Consider the following 18,286-nt stretch of genomic DNA (forward strand, 5'->3'; position numbering starts at 1 on the left):
AGATAATTTAGAGGTTAACGATCTTGGCTACACAATTTCAAAACCGGTTGATTGGTACTGTCATTCTTGTGTCTTTAGGTGTCTTATTTTTACCTGATTTATTGATGGGAAAAAAAAATGATATCGCTGCACCTGCTGGTAGCATGCCGTTACGGCCTGAACAATCATTAGCCGGGACGGGAATATCTGCAAATAATCAGTCAAGCATGGCCGTTTCAACGGCACCGTCGGGTGCGGCATCGTCAGGTTCTTCGACTCAAAATGTAGCTACATCAGCCAATGTTGTCGTTGCAAATAATTCAGGGGCGAAGGAAACAGCAGTAGCACAAGGTAAGACAGAAAACTGGCAAGTTGAAGAAGTCGCTGCTCCAGTGACTATTACCGAAAAAGGGGCGGCGACAAGTAATAACGTGGTGACCAACAATACCACGAATAAAAATGTGTCTGAACCATCAGAAAACGAGCTCAAGAAAGCCAAAGAGTTGGAAATTAAGAAAAAAGAAGCAATTGCAGCCGCAAAAGCAAAAGAAGCGGCTCTTGAAGCAAAGCGTAAAGCCGAATTAGAAGCATTACAATCGGCAAAATCAGTGACGACTGAACAAACCGCAACGAAATCAGGCAATGAGTCTAAATTGACTGTACAGCGAGATGAAAGTGGCCTCACGATTAAAACCCCCGCGCAAGTTGAAGCCGAAAGAGCAGCAATGAAATCAGGGGCTGGGGCCTTACATTCCAATACAACGACAAAATCTGTATCGGCCAGTAATAATTCATGGATTATTCAGGTCGGTGTGTTCTCTAATGCAGAAAACGCGAAAATGCTTGCCGAGAAACTACATAGTGCAGGTTACAACGCCTCAGCTCAGCGTGCAGGTCAGTTAACTCGTGTTGTCGTTGGCCCCGATGTATCACGAGATAAATTACAGGGTATGTTGAGCGGGATTAATCGCATCGGTGGGACATCTGCCAGAGTGATTTCATATTCAGCAATTAATAATTGAGTAACAGCATATGTTAAATACAGAACTGGAGTCATATCTCAATAAATTGTTGTCTATTTCTCTTTTCAAAGACTATGCACCCAATGGATTGCAGATTGAAGGCAAACGGAATATTAAAACCATTGTGACCGGAGTAACGGCGTCACAAGCATTAATTGATGAAGCGATCCAACTTCAGGCCGATGCATTGTTAGTGCATCATGGTTATTTCTGGCCCGGTGAATCACAAATTTTAACGGGAATGAAAGGGGAGAGAGTCCGTAGGTTAATCAAACATGACATTAATCTTCTGGCTTATCATCTTCCGCTGGATGCTCATCTCAGCCTTGGGAATAATGTCCAGTTGGGAAAACAGCTAGGCCTAGAGGGGATTGAACCGATTAACCCGGAAGATTCTCAATGTCTTGTTTTTCATGGTTACTTACCTGAACCCATGTCTGCTGCAGATTTCACAAGTCATATTGAACTTGCATTGCAGAGAACACCTTTAATTAGTCATCATCCAGAACAGAAATTACGGCATATTGCATGGTGTACTGGCGGTGCTCAAAATTATCTTCAGGAAGCCATAGAATTTGGGGTTGATGCATATATTAGTGGCGAAGTTTCTGAGCATACAATTCATACTGCCCGTGAAAATAATGTGGTTTTCTATGCTGCTGGTCATCACGCCACCGAACGTTATGGCATAAAAGTACTAGGTGAATGGTTACAACAACAATTTAATGATTTAGATGTCCATTTTATTGATATCGATAATCCAGCATAAGCAGACAATGGACGATTATGTCTTACAGTTATATTGATTCAGATATTTTATTAGAGCCATTGTTGGCGCAAATTAATGCAAGTACAACATTACTACTGGATACAGAATTTATCCGTGTTTCTACTTATTTCCCTAAACTAGGTTTATTACAGCTGCATTTAAATTCCATAGACTACCTGATAGACCCATTGGCAATTAAAACCATTAATTTACTATGGGATTCTATTTTCTCAGCACAGAAGGAATTTGTATTTCACTCCTGCAAAGAAGATTTGGATGTACTGCAAGTTTGTGCACATCAGCTACCAGAAAGAGTTTTTGATACTCAAGTGGCGGCTGCATTCCTTGGATATGGTGCGTCTCTTGGTTATGCAGGGCTAGTAGAACAAATTTGTGGTGTTACATTAGCAAAAGATCAAACATTAACTGACTGGCTGGCAAGACCTTTAACAGAAGCCCAAAAACTGTATGCAGCTAAAGATGTGTCATATTTACAGTCGTTGTATGATCATCTGTCAAAACAGCTTGATTTTACTGGGAAAAAGGCATGGTTCGATGAAGAAATGTCGGCACTTTTATGCTCGAAAAAACAGCCAATTATTGATGATGAACTATATCGAGAGATCAGTGGTGCTTGGCAGTTGTATCCCTCAGAATTAGCTGTTTTGCGTGAATTAGCGAAGTGGCGTTATCAAACTGCATTAGCAGAAGATAAACCACAGAATTTTGTACTTCGAGAAGAGATTCTGGCTGAATTAAGCCGAAAACGACCAGAAACAGAGCGTGAACTAGCTCAAATAGATATTTCTTCACAACAAAAAAATCGTTATGGCTCCGCAATCATACAATGTATTCAAAAGGGAATGAGCTGCGAGGTAGCGTCTCAACCCACACGGATCCAACGCATGATAGACTTCCCGCATTACAAACATGATTTTAAACAAATTAAGCAACGTGTTGAGGTTGTTGCCAAAGAACATAATCTGCCAATTGAATTATTGGGTTCGCGAAAGCTAATCAATCAATATTTATTGTGGTCTTATGAGAATAAGAAATTGGAAGTTGCATTACCAAAATTGATGTCAGGTTGGCGAAATCAACTATTAAAACTTGAATAAAAATAAGGGCGCATAGCGCCCTTATTTATGGTTTTACTTCTTCATTACTATCAGAATTGGATTTCTTATCGTCTGACAGCATGATATTTAGTTCAAGCACCGAGAGCTGTTCACCTTTTTTATCTAGTTGAACAGATACTTGTTCCGGATCAATCTGAACATATTTTCTAATAACGTCCAGAATATCTTGTTTTAACTGAGGAAGATAATCAGGTCCGCTACGGCTGGTTCTTTCATGAGCAACAATAATCTGCAGTCGCTCTTTAGCCAATTTCGCCGTATTCTCTTTTCTGGATTTCAGAAAAAAATCAAGCAATGACATCAGCTGTTATCCTCCGAACAGGCGATTAAAGAAGCCTTTTTTCTCTTCCTGCAGGAAACGAAAATCACGTTTTTCTCCCAGCAAGCGAGCTACGGTATCGAGATATGCCTGTCCAGCGTCAGACGTTTGGTCAAAAATTACCGGTTCACCAGAATTTGATGCACGTAAAACCGCTTGTGATTCAGGAATTACACCCAATAGAGGAATGGCCAAAATTTCTTGAACATCTTCTACACTCAACATATCGCCACGATTTACACGGCCGGGGGCGTAACGAGTTAAGAGTAAGTGCTCTTTTACTGGCTCAAGGCTTTGTTCGGCTCGGCGTGATTTAGACGCAAGAATTCCAAGAATACGGTCAGAGTCACGAACTGAAGAGACTTCAGGGTTTGTTGTCACTATCGCTTCATCAGCAAAATAGAGTGCCATCAATGCACCAGTTTCAATACCTGCAGGCGAATCGCAGATAATGTAGTCAAAGTCCATTTCCTGAAGTTTATTAATAATTTTTTCGACACCTTCTTTTGTTAAGGCATCTTTGTCACGAGTTTGGGAAGCAGGCAGGATAAACAAGTTATCGACACGTTTATCTTTAATAAGTGCCTGATTTAATGTGGCTTCGCCATTAATCACATTTACAAAATCATATACTACCCGGCGTTCACAGCCCATGATGAGATCAAGATTTCGTAATCCGATATCGAAATCGATAACAACGGTTTTTTTACCGCGCTGCGCCAGACCGGTACTGATTGCAGCACTGCTTGTGGTCTTACCAACACCACCCTTCCCGGATGTTACGACAATAATTCGTGCCATGAATATTACCCTTGTAAACCGTTAGCTTGTTAATTTGTCAAAAATAATTTTTTCATTTTCCAGACGGATCTGTACTTCCTGGCCAATATGTTGTTCAGGAAGACTATCACTTAGCAAGTAATGTCCGGCAATTGAAATTAATTCAGCATCTAGATGTCCACAGAAAATCCGCGCATCGTGATTGCCTCGTGCTCCAGCCAGTGCTCTGCCTCTTAAAGTACCATAAACATGGATACTATCGTTGGAAATAATTTCAGCGCCATTACTTACTGAACCTAAGATAACAACAGGACCTGGCGAATATATTTGCTGCCCTGAACGCACATTACTTTGAACGACCTTAGTCGAAGCCAGGTTTTCTGTTTCTGAGGATGCCATTTGAACCGTTTCCTGTTCCTCTCTCAGCTCAGACGGTGTTTTATAAATGGTTTCTTTCGGCGTATGCAATGTAACGGCATCTGTATTTGTATTCGCTTCTTTTCCGGCAGTTAAGATAGCTAGCCCAGCTTTTTTGGCAGCTTCTCGCATTTCAACGCTTTTAGCGCCAGTTATACCAACGGGAATAAAGTTGGCAGCCAAAATAGCAGATATAATTTGGGAGAAGTCGGGAATTTCTGTAAGCAGCTCAACATTGATTACTAATGGTGCCGAATCAAAAAATTTAGGTGCCTGACTCACTTTCTGTTCTAAAAGTTGCTGAATTTGCTCAGGTATTGCATCCTCCAGATGTAATACCATCATTGTAAACACACTGCCTTTCAGCTCATAACCACGTTCGGACATCCGTCCACTCCATACAACAATACATGAGTATTAATGGCATCACATGTTATATTTCCCGACAATTCATAGCAACAAACCCTAGGGAAATTAATCAGAATCATGATCTGTGCTGTCTATCGGAGTACCAAGAGACCTAACACATATCTTTTTTTGGCAAAAAAAGATGATTTTTCAGTCATTCCGAATGAGTTATTAAAGATTTTTGGAAGACCCCAACTAGTCATGCTATTGCCAGAAAATAAGCTGGATAAGGTTCCTTATGTATCCAAAGAAAAGCTTCTTCAAGAGCTATCAAATAATAGCTATTGGTTATATATCAAACCGGAAGATGAAAATTTGCTAAAACAGCATCATGAATATTTGTCTCGGAGAAGTATGCATGAATAGAGATGAGTTGATTAAAAGCCGGTATTGGGAACACAAACAGCTTGAAGAGTTGAGTGAAGATGAATGGGAACTCCTATGCGATGGATGTGGTCATTGTTGTCTGACAAAGCTAATCGATGAAGACACCGACGAATTGGTCTACACCAACGTTGCATGTAATCTACTTGATTTGAATACCTGTAGTTGCTCTGATTATCAAAATAGACATCATTTTGAACCAGATTGCATCAAGTTAGATGTTGATATGGCAAAAACATTACCCTGGTTGCCGTCTACTTGTGCTTACCGTCGTATTGCAAATGGTAAACCATTACCATTTTGGCACCCGCTGTTGACAGGCGATAAAAGAAAAATGAATCGCTATGGCAAAACAGTAAAAGGGAAAGTTGTTCATGAACGTGATCGTGGTGATTGGGCAAACCATATTGTGGTTTGGAAGCTTTAATTCATATTATTTTTCAATTAATTAAAAATCAGGATAATAAAAATGCCTCTTGATATTCATTTTCCTGTTGTAACTATTGATGGTCCGGGTGGTGCAGGGAAAGGAACACTGTGTATGTTACTGGCAAAGCAGTTGCGTTGGCATCTGCTGGATTCAGGCGCGATCTATCGCGTATTAGCAGTAGCAGCATTGAAAAACAGCATTGCCCTAGATGATATTCCACAGTTGGTTGAATTGGCCAGTGCCCTTAATGTAAGTTTTCCAATTGAGAATGATGAAGTTTTGATCGTTCTTGACGGCATCAATGTTACTGATGAAATCAGAACAGAAACAACAGGGAATTCTGCCAGCAAAGTGGCGGCCTATCCTGAGGTGCGAGCTGCTTTGTTGCTTCGCCAGCAGAATTTTGCTCAAGCACCAGGATTAATTGCGGATGGTAGAGATATGGGGACGGTTGTTTTTCCTACGGCACCACTCAAAATATTTCTGGATGCTAGTGCTGAGGAACGGGCAAAGCGCAGACAATTGCAGTTGCAGCAAAAGGGAATAAATGTTAATTTTGATAACCTTTTACAAGAAATTCAAGATCGCGATTTCCGCGATAGAAATCGCCCTGTAGCGCCCTTAAAACCGGCAGATGATGCGATTTTTATTGATTCAACAAGCATGTCAATTGAGTCAGTCTTTAATCGGGTGCTTGAACTTGTAAATCAGCGTTTTATCCAAGGCGAATAATTGCTTTGGATCGGTCAGACCAAGGATAGGGATGGCTAAATAACCACAACCCCATAGTGGCCGGATTGCCCTGTGGACGTTATTAACTTTTAAGTGTTTTTAAACATGACTGAATCTTTTGCTCAACTCTTTGAAGAGTCTCTGAAACAACTGGAAACCCGTCCTGGTGCTATCGTTAAAGGTACTGTTGTTGCTATCGAAAACGGCATCGTACTGGTTGACGCTGGTCTGAAATCAGAATCTGCAATCCCTGCTGAACAGTTCAAAAATGCACTGGGCGAGCTGGAAATTGCTCTGGGTGACGTAGTTGACGTAGCTCTGGACTCTGTAGAAGACGGTTTCGGTGAGACTCTGCTGTCTCGTGAAAAAGCTAAACGTCACGAAGCATGGTTGCAGCTGGAAAAAGCATACGAAGAACAGGCTACTGTTGTTGGTCTGATCAATGGCAAAGTGAAAGGCGGTTTCACCGTAGAACTGAATGGTATCCGTGCATTCCTGCCAGGCTCTCTGGTTGATGTGCGTCCAGTACGTGACACTGCTCACCTGGAAGGCAAAGAACTTGAGTTCAAAGTAATCAAGCTGGATCAGAAACGCAACAACGTTGTTGTTTCTCGTCGTGCTGTTATCGAAACTGAAAACTCTTCTGAGCGCGACAGCCTGCTGTCTACTCTGCAAGAAGGCCATGAAGTTAAAGGTATCGTTAAGAACCTGACTGACTACGGTGCATTCGTAGATCTGGGTGGTGTTGACGGCCTGCTGCACATTACTGACATGGCTTGGAAACGTGTTAAACACCCATCTGAAATCGTGAACGTTGGTGATGAAATCACTGTTAAAGTTCTGAAGTTCGACCGTGAGCGTACTCGTGTATCTCTGGGTCTGAAACAGCTGGGCGAAGATCCATGGGTAGCTATCGCTAAACGTTACCCAGAAGGTGCACGTCTGACTGGTCGTGTGACTAACCTGACTGACTATGGCTGCTTCGTTGAAATCGAAGAAGGCGTTGAAGGTCTGGTTCACGTTTCTGAAATGGATTGGACCAACAAAAACATTCACCCATCTAAAGTTGTTAACGTGGGTGACACTGTTGAAGTTATGGTTCTGGATATCGACGAAGAACGTCGTCGTATCTCTCTGGGCCTGAAACAGTGCAAAGCCAACCCATGGCAGCAATTCGCAGAAACTCATGCGAAAGGTGATCGTGTAAGTGGTAAGATCAAGTCTATCACTGATTTTGGTATCTTCATTGGCCTGGACGGTGGTATCGACGGTCTGGTTCACCTGTCTGACATTTCTTGGAACGTAACTGGCGAAGAAGCGGTTCGTGAATTCAAGAAAGGTGACGAAATCGAAGCTGTTGTTCTGCAAGTAGATCCAGAGCGTGAGCGTATCTCTCTGGGTGTTAAACAGATCGAAGAAGATCCGTTCAACAAGTACCTGTCAGATAACAAAAAAGGTGCTATCGTTAAAGGTAAGGTAACTGCCGTTGACAGCAAAGGCGCTACCATCGAGCTGGAAGAAGGTGTTGAAGGCTACATCCGTGCTGCTGACGCATCACGTGACCGTGTAGAAGATGCATCTCTGGTTCTGTCTGTTGGTGATGAAGTTGAAGCCAAATTCATGGGCGTTGACCGTAAGAACCGTACAGTAAGCCTGTCAGTTCGTGCTAAAGACGAAGCTGAAGAAAAAACAGCAATGGATTCACTGAATCAGCAAGAAGAAGCTGGTTTTGGTAATGCAATGGCTGAAGCTTTCAAAGCAGCTAAAGGCGAATAATCGCTCTAAAAATGGAGTGGTGAAAGCCACTCCATTTACTTTTTTATGCTGGAGAGAATAGTTATGACGAAATCTGATCTTATTGAACGTCTATCTTCTAGTCAGCAACATCTTGCCGCAAAGGATGTTGAGGCTGCAGTCCGAGAAATACTGGAATGTATGGCTGTTACTCTGGAATGCGGGAATCGAATCGAAATTCGTGGTTTTGGTAGTTTTTCTCTTCATTACAGAGCACCGAGAATTGGTCGGAATCCTAAAACCGGAGAGAAAGTCGAGTTATTAGCCAAAAGTGTTCCTCATTTCAAACCCGGCAAAGAATTAAGGGAACGAGTAAACTCTTTGTAATTTCACTCTGTTTGGTGTTGACATGAAATTTTTGAAATCCATATTGTATTTCATGGCTATTTTGTCGTTGGCCATGTTCCTTGTAACTTTGGGTTCTGTTAACGGTCAACAAATTCATATTAATTTCCTCATTGCTCAAGATGATTTCAGTCTTGCCGCTTTACTTATCGGTGCTTTTTTTTCTGGTTTCTTGGTGGCATTGTGCGCATTAGGATTCAGTTATATTGCTGCTCGATTTAAGTTACGCAGATTGCAAAATCACATTTCGCGTCTATCTGCACAAATCAGCGCTTCATCAGTTAAGGAATAATTGAATTAATGCTGGAATTACTCTTCCTGCTTCTGCCAGTTGCGGTAGCTTATGGCTGGTATATGGGAAGACGCAGTGTCCGTATTGATGAAGATAAAAAAAATTCTCAGCGCTCGAGAAATTATGCAGCTGGAATTAATTTTTTATTGTCAGAGCAGCCTGATAAAGCTGTAGATTTGTTTATTGATCTATTACAGGTAGACACCGATACAATCGATACACACCTTGCTTTAGGTAACTTGTTCCGCCAGCGAGGGGAGGTTGATCGCGCTATTCGTATTCATCAAAACTTAGTCGCAAGATGTCTTGATTCAACAGAACAGCAAAATTTATCCATGTTGGAACTGGCTCGAGACTTTATTGCAGCGGGTTTGCTAGACCGAGCAGAAAATGTATTACTCAGTTTGTTGAATGATGATGATTTGGCCAATGATGCCAGAACAACGTTACTGCAGATTTATGAGCAGTTACATGAATGGCAAAAAGCGATAAATATAGCTGAGAAGCTGCCGGGTAAAAATTATAGTCATATTATTGCTCATTATTATTGTCAGATAGCTGAGCAGGATATTGCACAAACAGATTTTAAGGCGGCTTCTATACGATTAAAGCGTGCTTTAAAGATTGATCCTCGATGTGTTCGAGCTTTAATTCTGTTTGCTCAGATGCATATTGATCAAAAGCAATTTGATACTGCAATTAAATTAATTAATCAAATTCCTGATATATCGTCTAATTTTGCTAGCGAAGCATGGAAGTTATTACTGCAATGCCGCTCTCATATTGGAGAACATGAGTTTACTAAGATATTAGTTCGTTGGCTTGAGAATAGTCAGAATACAACGGTTGCTCTTGCTCTGGCTGAATCTATACAAACGCAACAAGGTATTCGTGATGCCGAAGCATTTATATTACGTCATATAAAAAGAAACCCGACAATGAGAGGGTTTCATCGATTAATGACGTATCAGCTGGAGGCTATGCACGATGATAAAGCTACGGAAAGTATTTATTTATTACGGTCATTAGTTGAAAAGCAAATAGCGACCAAACCTATCTATCGCTGTGAACGTTGTGGTTTTTCCAGTAAGGTCATTTTTTGGCATTGCCCATCATGTAAACAATGGGGAAGTATTTCACCTATTCAAGGTTTGGATGGTGACTAATTTATATTGGTAGGATGTATGACAGAATCTAAAATTATTGTTGCCCTCGATTTTGCTAAAAAAGAAGATGCTTTATCTTTTGTCGATCAGGTTACTCCTTCTGACTGCCGTTTAAAAGTTGGCAAAGAAATGTTTACCTATTATGGTCCTCAATTTGTCGAAACGTTGGTCAAAAAAGGTTTTGATGTATTTCTTGATCTCAAGTTTCATGATATTCCGACGACTGTTGCAAAAGCAATAAAGGCGAGTGCGGAAATGGGGGTTTGGATGGTTAATGTGCATGCATCTGGTGGCCGAAAGATGATGGAGGCTGCGCGAACTGCATTATTACCATATGGCGATAAAGCTCCATTTTTAATAGCTGTAACGGTGCTTACCAGTATGGAACAAAGTGATTTAGCTGATATTGGTTTAAACATCGCGCCTTTTGAGCAAGTTCTTCGGTTAGCTAAATTGACACAACAAGCAGGTTTAGACGGTGTGGTTTGTTCAGCGCAAGAGGCTAATGTATTAAAAGCGCAGCTGGGTGATTCATTTAAATTGGTGACGCCTGGCATTCGTTTAGATACAACTGTGAAAACAGACGATCAGAGTCGTGTTATGACACCAGTTGAAGCCATTCGTGCTGGTGCCGATTATTTGGTGATTGGACGACCAGTGACCCAAGCAATATCACCATTGATGACATTGCAAGACATAAATCAATCTATCCTTGCGTAATAGCTATAAATCAATTGTTATTTGTGTTGGCCGCTCTATGCGGCTTTTTTTTAGATATGAATGCTATTAGCGTTCCAGCTATAGCGCCAATCCAGTGAGATTGCCAATGTACTCTCATGCCAATAAGGGTACTACTCAATTGGTTTATGGAAAATGCATCTATAATCATTTTCCCTAGTAAAAATAACAATATAAAAATTGGAAATAATGAGTGCTTTCGTTTCCACTCTTTTATTGAATACCAAGCATATAATCCATGTGATGCACCAGAGAAACCAAGATAATGCTCAGTTGATGGAATCCATAAAAATATAGATATATTCACACAAATGACGAGAGTTATACTAATTGAACACCAATATATTGTTTTTATCTGGTGTTCATACAGCATCAGCAAACAGAATACTCCTAATAAATTGAGTGTCAAATGAGTTGTATTGGCATGCACTAAGCCTCCTGTAAGTAATCGCCAATATTCGTGTTGCTGAACCAATGTTCGATAGAAGCTAAGATCGATGATATGTTGTTGAATGAACTGTAAAAGGCTTAAAGAAAAAAAGACGATTACAAAAAAAATCACGTTTGACAGAGACAATATCTGTCTTATATTTCGAGTAATTGAAATGGATGTCTGCATAATATTAACTATGGCGGATTCATATTGAAATGGTCAACTAAAATTGGCCACAGTTTTAGAGTTTTGCCAGAACAACCGTTCCGATTCATTCGGTGTCAGACCACCGTTGTACTGATGAGGGTGTAACTGGCTGTAATAGCCGGTTATGTAGCGCATTATCACCATCCTTACTTCTGTAAAACTCAGATAGCCCGTCACGGGTATCCATTCATTTTTCAGGCTTCTGAAGAAGCGCTCCATCGGGCTGTTGTCCCAGCAGTTACCTCGGCGGCTCATGCTCTGCTTGATACGGTAGCGCCACAATAATTGTCGGAATGTTTTGCTGGTATAGTGACATCCCTGATCGCTGTGAAACATCACGTCAGCCGGTTTTCCGCGTGGCTCTAGGCCATTTGCAGGGCTTTTTCTGTCAACGCCGTATCAGGCGAGAAGGACATCACCCAGCCAACCGGTTTACGGGCGAATAGAACCATCACCACAGCCAGATAAGCCCAGCGACAGCCTGTCCAGATATAGATCACGTGCCGCGCCAGACTCAGCAGTTCTGTCCGTTTGGCATCGGGAGTTGCCGGTCTTTTACGTCAGTATTTATAGCTACTACAGTGAACCCTGAAAACATGGCAGAACGTTGCCACGGGATAACGCGTCTTGAGTTTCTCGACCGAGAATTGTTTAGGGAGTCCGACATCAAGAGCGCAGTAGCCTTTTTTAGTATTTCATTTTCTATTTCAATACGTTGCAGCTTTTTCTTCAGCTCGCGTATTTCAATTTGTTTGGGTGTCATGGGAGCCGCCTTCGTTGGTTTACCCTGACGCTCGTCTTTTAGCTGTCGCACCCATCGGGTCATGGTTGATACGCCCACATTCATGGCGTTGGCCGCCTCGGTGGGCGTGTAATTTTGGTCGAGAACCAGTTTTGCTGATTCAAGTTGAAACTCGGGACTGAAACGTTTTGCCATAGTGTCACCTGTATTGTTATGAGGTGAGGATATCACCTCTAATCAGGTGGCCAAATTTAGTGTGCCACTTCAGACATTAAATTTCTTACTATTAGGTAATATTTTATTTAAAAACCTAACTATTACTTATGGGGCAGCACGCTGTGTTGTCCGCCATTAAGTTTTTGTTATAGCTACGAATCTTCACAACGCTTGCCGTTTATGCTTTTGAGTAACTAACGATATTTTCAAAAGCTGCACGAAAATAAAGCTCATAGCTATTCTTTTCAACATAACCAATGTGAGGCGTACCCAATACGTTGGGTAGTTGCAGTAACTCAGTATCAGTATTTACAGGTTCTGATTCAAATACATCGAGTGCAGCAAACCCGGGATGACCGGCTTTTAAAGACTGAAGCAGCGCAGACGGTTCAATTAATTCAGCTCGACTGATATTGACCAACAATGCATCAGCCTTCATCAATAATAAATCTTGCAGAGTGACGCACGCCCGGGTTGCATCATTTAAACGCAAATGAAGCGATAACACATCACAAGCCCTGAAAAAGGCTTCTTTGGATGAGGCTGCATGAAAACCATCATTGAGGGCCTTATCTCTGGATTGCTGACTGCCCCAGACCAAAACAGACATGCCGAAAGTTTTTGCGTATGTTGCCATCATCTGTCCAATGCGACCATATCCCCAGATGCCCAAAGTGAGTCCAGACAAGGTTCGACCTAACCCTAAGCCCGATTGCTGCCATTGGCTTGACTTGAGATTGAGAACATAGGGAACAAGATGTCGGCTTGCCGCCATCACCAATGTCCAGCAAAGCTCAGCTGGCGCAGTTGGAGAACCGACTCCTTCAAGAATAGTGACACCATATTTTTCACAAGCAGCTACATCGATGTGATTACTGATTTTCCCAGTTTGACTTATCACTTTCAGTGCAGGTAATTGAGCCAACAACGCTTCATTGATAGCCGTGCGTTCACGAATGAGCACTAAGGCATCAAATGGTTTTAATCGATAAGCCAGTTCATCAATGGAAGAGGGTGTATCAGTAAAAATCGTAACATCAAAGCCATTCAAAATGGAAAAACAGGCGAGGCTTTTCACTGCGTTTTGGTAATCATCGAGAATGGCAATTTTCAAAGGGAAAACCTCTTATTCAGTAGCTATAACTTTTACTTGTGGGGTACGTAAGCATCCCACACCAAGTTTTTGTTGTGTTTCTCAGTTGATGTAAGACGAAGTTAATGATTTTGGAAGAATATATCTATCACCATCAAATATTATTTTTTTCCGGTTGGTGAATAGAGAGTTTTCTCTTCACATTCATTATTTATTTTTATGGATTTTTCATGCTGTGATTTCTTTGTTATGAGTATGTTTGCAAACCCATTGGTTTGTACTGGAGATATGCTCAGGTAGAAGTTTGTTTCATCGAAAACACCTTCACAACTTGTACCATCCCAATCACCAGAGAAATTGTATGTGATCAAACCTCTTAAAATGTTTTTTATGTTTTTATTATCTGTAATATACAAGTTCATGAATTCATCTGTTGATGGACTAACTCTTGATGATCCATTAAATACGAATCTGACACCAAAAGCTCTTATTTTTTTTGAAATAGTATATGCAGCAGTATCAATTTTTATATCACTTAGATAAATAGCATCACTATATAACATTGATTTTTCTACAATCTGATTGGTTATTTTGTTGTTACTTACCAACAAAACAATTGCATCATTAACCGTGGACTGATTTTCATCAGTTGCTGGGTTACCCAAAAAAGCAACTATTGTCTGAGTTTTAACACTAGGGTTTTGTTTACATGTTAAATATGAATAGTTATCACCGAAATTTTTCTTAACTAATTCTTCGATTGTTTTATCACAAGCTAAACAATTGGAAGATAGTAAACACACGAATGTAAAAATGGCACCTTTAAATATTTATAACTCCAAAGGTGGAACGAGAAAACACAACTTCGGTTTATGTGGCTGCACGCAGTGCAGTCCGACATTAAAATTTTGTTATGTGATTTTTATTTAGAACAAAATTCAAGTCTCTGACATCTAATCAAAATTGAATCGCCTGATTGCATCATAATTGTGTATTCGAAATCATTGAGCTTTTCAAGCTCAAGAATGGAACTCGATGGGCCCCATTCAGCATTGTGTGGAATGTTTATCATTTAGCAGTCAATAAATTTCAAAGTAAATTTATGTTCATTTTCAGAACAGAACTTTCCAGTCACAACAGCTAATTTTTCAGCCCAATTATATAATTGTTTCGATGACTGAGTCGTGAAATGATGATATTGAAAGAGTCATTAATTGTTACTCGTTAGTTGCGGGGTAAGGGAAGATGCGAATAAGTCAGGTATATAGCCTGAATTAATTCAAAGCCGCTAAATTTTGAGTTTATTGTCTCAATAACTTTCAAAAACACTTATTTATGGAACAACTTTCCCTCTATGTTGTGGGGATTTTCGGATTATTACCGGATTTCAGAGACACCTTGGCTATATCGCAACATCTGGTCTACTCGAACCATGTTAGCCAGTGCAAACAACATCGCTAATTGATTATCATTTTTTGCTAACCCTTTGTATCGGGCTTTTACAAAGCCAAATTGCTGCACGATGATCCGAAACGGATGTTCAACCTTTGAGCGGATGCTGGCTTTCAAATATTCAATCCGTATGGCTACTTTATTTAGTCGTGGATGCTGTTTTAAGGTTCTGACTTTACCTGGACGCTCCGCTATCAACCAGTCAACATCCACCTCTTTCAAGGCTTCGCGTTTCTCTGCACCTTGATAACCCGCATCGGCTGAAACAAATTCTTCTTGCCCATGCAATAGGTTTTCTAGCTGGTTCAGATCATGTTCATTGGCTGGCGTTGTCACCAGTGTATGCGTCAAACCACTTTTGGCATCAACGCCAATATGCGCTTTCATGCCAAAATGCCATTGATTGCCCTTCTTGGTTTGATGCATTTCTGGATCGCGTTGATTTTGTTTATTTTTTGTAGATGTTGGTGCTTCAATAATTGTGGAATCAACCAGTGTCCCTTGTTTCATCATGACACCACTATCTGTGAGCCATTGGTTGATGGTTTCAAGTAGTTGCCGGGCTAATTGATGTTGTTCCAGCAAGTGGCGAAAGTTCATGATAGTTGTTCGGTCTGGAATTGCGCCATCCAGTGACAGATGTGCAAACAATCGCATGGAAGCAATTTCATAGAGTGCATCTTCCATGGCGCCATCGCTCAAATTATACCAATGCTGTAAACAATGGATCCGAAACATAGTTTGCAATGGATAAGGTTGGCGCCCATTTCCAGCTTTTGGATAAACCGGTTCGATGAGTGCCAAAAGCATCGACCACGGTAATAAAGCATCCATTCAGGAAAGAAATATTTCTTTGCGAGTTTGACGGCGTTTACTGGAGAACTCGCTATCAGCGAAGGTGAGTTGATGTTCCATGATTTAACCGATCCGATGGTCAACAGGATGGCTATATGATCTCACATTCAGGACTTATTCGCACCTTCCCTAACTGATGCCCCTTTGGAAAAGTCAGAACTAAGTCATCATTATCCCGAATGTCAACACCACAAATGTAAACATCAGTTTTGCTTGAATAGCTAGCTGCAACCCCAAGCACGGGTGAACCAATCAACGATAATAAATTAGTGTGTGGAGCCATAGCATCACCTGTTTTAGATAAAGCTACCGCAGGAGAAATCAATCAGCTGTAGTGAGAATTAGGGAGGGACGAGAAGCATCCATGCTCCACCGGAGTTGATTGGAATAGCTTGGCAAATGAGACCATAAAAGTGAAGCGTAAGTTTAAGTTAATTAAGCGATTGTTGATTTAACAACAGCATTTGAAGCAGACATGAATTTCACGATAGCAATCAAGAAGAAAGGAAAACGGCACAACTTCGAATTATGGGGCCACGAAGTGGTCCCACATTAATTTTTTGTTAGGCCAAACTTGGTGCCTCAATTTTATTTTTAAGTTTCAATAGTTCTGATGCACTTATATCTTGATGAATTTCATCAAGTAACCACTTATCGTTAAAACGGATAAAACTCCATAATTCACGAAAAGTTTCATTATCACCATTGCCTGCAACTTGCTCATTAGTGATTTCATTGATCACATAATCAAAGATTGAACCAACAATATGTGCAGTAAATTTATCTTTGTTGTTATCGTTAAAGTCTGTCACTTCAACAATAGAAATTTTCTTCAAATTGATATAAAACATCATGGGTTTCAGATTGTCTTGAAGCATCATTTGCGCTTGTTGTAGATGTTTACTGTATAGCCGTTCACTCATGAATTCTCGCGCTAGATTTGGATTTCTGAGTTTCCAAGATTCTTGAATTTTGAAATAGGCTGTTTCGATTAATGTGGTTAGCTTATGTTCATCCCATACTGAATCAGCCACAGCGAGCTTTCGTAATAGCCGTCGTGTTTTCGTTTTTTTTAAATAGACAATGAAACCTAAAATCACGGCCCAAACAGCGATCCCGATAAAGTAGAGAAGTTTAATAAAACCACCATAGTTAGATCTGCCACCACTCGAATGTGAGGTCGCACCACCTGCTCTGGCATAACAATATTCGGAAATGAGTAAGGTCAGAAAACCGAAGAAAAAGAGTTTATTAAATTTCATATGTGCTCAAATTATTATTGTGATAGGGCCTAACTTTTAATTAACCGGCGGCACGTAGTGCCGTCCAGTGAGCAAAGCGAACGAGGTTGAATTAGTTGTTAGACGCTTTTGCTTTTCGCTTTGTTAGTTCGAGTGATTGAAAAATAGAGCAGGGCTGATTTTGAAGCGATCGCACAATGCCTGAATATGGTCTTTTGATAGCTTACGTGTGCCACCAAGGATCATGGAGACCATGCTTTTGCCGCCAATTTCATTTTTAAAATCATCGGTTTTCAAATGGTATTGATCCATGAGTGTTCGCAACACCGCTGCACCACTGTCTAATGTCGCCACCTTGCGATTGAACTCAGCAAATTCAGGCGCATTATTCTCCCAGCGTTCAATCGACGCAGAAAGTAACTCAATGAGTGGTTCGTAGAGATCGTATTCTTCAATCAGCTCCTCCATAAAGGAAAGAGCCTGTTCGTATTTTTCATTGTTGCTGATGTGAACAAGAAAACTGGCATTGGAGAACAATGACCGTGCCTGTTCTTTCACTTGTAAGAAGCTCATCGTTCAGACTCCTTAGCGTATTTTTTGCAAAGTTTATCGTATTCAGCATGCGTCACGATGTGTTTGACGTACATGCGGTTATCTCTGAACTCAATGAAAGCAATCATGCGCAGGTTGTTGCCACCGATGTCGATCACCCACCATTTTTTCTTGTATTTGAAGTTATCAAGACTGGGAAAAACGGCTTTTAACTCAAGTGGATCGTCAAAGTTGCCGTTTCGCAGCACTTTATAAGCAGCTTCAATGGCGGTTGCATCTTTAGGATAAAGTTTAACCGCATCATTAAATGGCTTTCGGGAAATTACATGCACAAGCAGATCTCATTGGTTCACTATACGTAAACTTTAGCAGTGATTTGTCATGTTCACAAGTGGTGAATTTCTTTAGTCTAACTATAAGTTAAACGGCGGCACGAAGTGCCGTCCAGTGAGCAACGCGAACGTGTTTAAACGCCTTGTTAGGTAGGAGAATATTAGGTAGGAGAATAAAGGAAATATCTTTTATTCATCACCGCTGGACTGGCTAATTGGTACACAGACTTCAATGCTGCCACTGCACCTGCTTCAAACCACTGCTCGGAATTACCCGCCGACAGGTTTGAAATTGCCGGTTTACTTTGTGTTTCATCGACATCATTCAGGAAACGGGCAGTGGTTGCCTCAAACTATTTGCCCGGATGATGAGCCGCTCCAGGCGTACACACCGACGGACTTGAAGGTTTCCGAAGACATAACCAGTGCGGAATTGAATTACACACCGA

The 18,286-nt window shown here is 40.9% G+C and carries 21 protein-coding genes and 2 pseudogenes; 12 read left to right on the forward strand and 11 right to left on the reverse strand.

Annotated features, from left to right (window positions below):
- Positions 1 to 23: 23 nt before the first annotated feature.
- From H027_RS18970 to rnd, 3 genes are read left to right on the forward strand one after another with little or no spacing between them, the layout of a single operon-like run.
- A complete protein-coding gene (locus H027_RS18970) occupies positions 24 to 1,001 on the forward strand; it encodes an SPOR domain-containing protein (RefSeq protein WP_024873518.1) in 978 nt (325 codons plus the stop codon).
- 10 nt (positions 1,002 to 1,011) lie between these two features.
- Positions 1,012 to 1,770, forward strand: a complete 759-nt coding sequence (locus H027_RS0116420; protein ID WP_024873519.1) for a Nif3-like dinuclear metal center hexameric protein — start codon at positions 1,012 to 1,014, stop codon at positions 1,768 to 1,770.
- 17 nt (positions 1,771 to 1,787) lie between these two features.
- Positions 1,788 to 2,888, forward strand: coding sequence for a ribonuclease D (gene rnd, locus H027_RS0116425; RefSeq protein WP_024873520.1), 1,101 nt, complete (start codon positions 1,788 to 1,790; stop codon positions 2,886 to 2,888).
- Between the two features lie 25 nt (positions 2,889 to 2,913).
- On the opposite strand, the gene minE is transcribed toward rnd, so the two are convergent.
- Genes minE through minC form a run of 3 tightly spaced genes read right to left on the reverse strand, consistent with a single transcriptional unit; the run spans position 2,914 to position 4,812 of the window.
- Positions 2,914 to 3,210 (reverse strand): cell division topological specificity factor MinE, encoded by a 297-nt coding sequence (minE, locus tag H027_RS0116430; RefSeq protein ID WP_024873521.1) that lies wholly within the window; start codon positions 3,208 to 3,210, stop codon positions 2,914 to 2,916.
- Positions 3,211 to 3,216: 6 nt separating this feature from the next.
- Positions 3,217 to 4,029, reverse strand: a complete 813-nt coding sequence (gene minD / locus H027_RS0116435; protein WP_024873522.1) for a septum site-determining protein MinD — start codon at positions 4,027 to 4,029, stop codon at positions 3,217 to 3,219.
- A gap of 21 nt (positions 4,030 to 4,050) precedes the next feature.
- Entirely contained in the window at positions 4,051 to 4,812 is a 762-nt protein-coding gene (minC, locus tag H027_RS0116440; protein WP_024873523.1) for a septum site-determining protein MinC, read from the reverse strand.
- A gap of 99 nt (positions 4,813 to 4,911) precedes the next feature.
- Between minC and H027_RS19415 the strand changes: the two genes are divergently transcribed.
- The 8 genes from H027_RS19415 to pyrF all read left to right on the forward strand — a co-directional run bounded on the left by H027_RS19415 (position 4,912) and on the right by pyrF (position 10,696).
- A complete protein-coding gene (locus H027_RS19415; protein WP_024873524.1) occupies positions 4,912 to 5,199 on the forward strand; it encodes a YcgL domain-containing protein in 288 nt (95 codons plus the stop codon).
- Positions 5,192 to 5,644, forward strand: coding sequence for a YcgN family cysteine cluster protein (locus H027_RS0116450; RefSeq protein ID WP_024873525.1), 453 nt, complete (start codon positions 5,192 to 5,194; stop codon positions 5,642 to 5,644). Before H027_RS19415 ends, H027_RS0116450 begins: the two co-directional genes overlap by 8 nt.
- Positions 5,645 to 5,686: 42 nt before the next feature.
- Positions 5,687 to 6,379 (forward strand): (d)CMP kinase, encoded by a 693-nt coding sequence (gene cmk, locus H027_RS0116455; RefSeq protein ID WP_024873526.1) that lies wholly within the window; start codon positions 5,687 to 5,689, stop codon positions 6,377 to 6,379.
- A 105-nt stretch (positions 6,380 to 6,484) separates the two neighbouring features.
- Positions 6,485 to 8,155 carry a 30S ribosomal protein S1 gene (gene rpsA / locus H027_RS0116460; protein ID WP_024873527.1) on the forward strand — a complete coding sequence of 557 codons (1,671 nt, stop codon included), beginning with the start codon at positions 6,485 to 6,487 and terminating at the stop codon, positions 8,153 to 8,155.
- Positions 8,156 to 8,218: 63 nt separating this feature from the next.
- Positions 8,219 to 8,500, forward strand: a complete 282-nt coding sequence (locus tag H027_RS0116465) for an integration host factor subunit beta (RefSeq protein ID WP_024873528.1) — start codon at positions 8,219 to 8,221, stop codon at positions 8,498 to 8,500.
- Positions 8,501 to 8,522: 22 nt separating this feature from the next.
- Positions 8,523 to 8,810: a LapA family protein gene (locus H027_RS0116470; protein ID WP_038150090.1), complete on the forward strand. Its 288-nt coding sequence runs from the start codon at positions 8,523 to 8,525 to the stop codon at positions 8,808 to 8,810.
- Positions 8,811 to 8,818: 8 nt separating this feature from the next.
- Positions 8,819 to 9,976 carry a lipopolysaccharide assembly protein LapB gene (gene lapB / locus H027_RS0116475; RefSeq protein WP_024873530.1) on the forward strand — a complete coding sequence of 386 codons (1,158 nt, stop codon included), beginning with the start codon at positions 8,819 to 8,821 and terminating at the stop codon, positions 9,974 to 9,976.
- 18 nt (positions 9,977 to 9,994) lie between these two features.
- Positions 9,995 to 10,696, forward strand: a complete 702-nt coding sequence (pyrF, locus tag H027_RS0116480; RefSeq protein ID WP_024873531.1) for an orotidine-5'-phosphate decarboxylase — start codon at positions 9,995 to 9,997, stop codon at positions 10,694 to 10,696.
- 10 nt (positions 10,697 to 10,706) lie between these two features.
- Here pyrF and rrtA read toward each other — a convergent pair whose 3' ends face one another.
- The 8 genes and pseudogenes from rrtA to H027_RS0116530 all read right to left on the reverse strand — a co-directional run bounded on the left by rrtA (position 10,707) and on the right by H027_RS0116530 (position 17,837).
- A complete protein-coding gene (rrtA, locus tag H027_RS19420) occupies positions 10,707 to 11,333 on the reverse strand; it encodes a rhombosortase (protein ID WP_081741580.1) in 627 nt (208 codons plus the stop codon).
- Positions 11,334 to 11,366: 33 nt separating this feature from the next.
- Positions 11,367 to 12,291: pseudogene (locus H027_RS18745) on the reverse strand (IS3 family transposase).
- 199 nt (positions 12,292 to 12,490) lie between these two features.
- On the reverse strand, positions 12,491 to 13,426 hold the full coding sequence (locus tag H027_RS0116505; protein ID WP_024873534.1) for a D-2-hydroxyacid dehydrogenase family protein: 936 nt from the start codon (positions 13,424 to 13,426) through the stop codon (positions 12,491 to 12,493).
- A 140-nt stretch (positions 13,427 to 13,566) separates the two neighbouring features.
- Positions 13,567 to 14,208 (reverse strand): PA3715 family protein, encoded by a 642-nt coding sequence (locus H027_RS0116510; protein ID WP_024873535.1) that lies wholly within the window; start codon positions 14,206 to 14,208, stop codon positions 13,567 to 13,569.
- Between the two features lie 574 nt (positions 14,209 to 14,782).
- Positions 14,783 to 15,772: pseudogene (locus tag H027_RS18130) on the reverse strand (IS5 family transposase).
- A 503-nt stretch (positions 15,773 to 16,275) separates the two neighbouring features.
- A complete protein-coding gene (locus H027_RS0116520; protein WP_024873536.1) occupies positions 16,276 to 16,974 on the reverse strand; it encodes a TIM44-like domain-containing protein in 699 nt (232 codons plus the stop codon).
- Positions 16,975 to 17,097: 123 nt separating this feature from the next.
- Positions 17,098 to 17,526: a helix-turn-helix domain-containing protein gene (locus tag H027_RS0116525; RefSeq protein ID WP_024873537.1), complete on the reverse strand. Its 429-nt coding sequence runs from the start codon at positions 17,524 to 17,526 to the stop codon at positions 17,098 to 17,100.
- Positions 17,523 to 17,837 (reverse strand): type II toxin-antitoxin system HigB family toxin, encoded by a 315-nt coding sequence (locus H027_RS0116530; RefSeq protein WP_024873538.1) that lies wholly within the window; start codon positions 17,835 to 17,837, stop codon positions 17,523 to 17,525. Before H027_RS0116530 ends, H027_RS0116525 begins: the two co-directional genes overlap by 4 nt.
- A 232-nt stretch (positions 17,838 to 18,069) precedes the next feature.
- On the opposite strand from H027_RS0116530, the gene H027_RS19205 reads away from it, so the two are divergent.
- A partial coding sequence (locus H027_RS19205; protein WP_024873539.1) for a hypothetical protein occupies positions 18,070 to 18,286 on the forward strand: 217 nt, incomplete at its 3' end.

It is taken from the genome of Tolumonas lignilytica, from assembly GCF_000527035.1.
GTDB classification, from domain to species: Bacteria; Pseudomonadota; Gammaproteobacteria; order Enterobacterales; family Aeromonadaceae; genus Tolumonas; species Tolumonas lignilytica.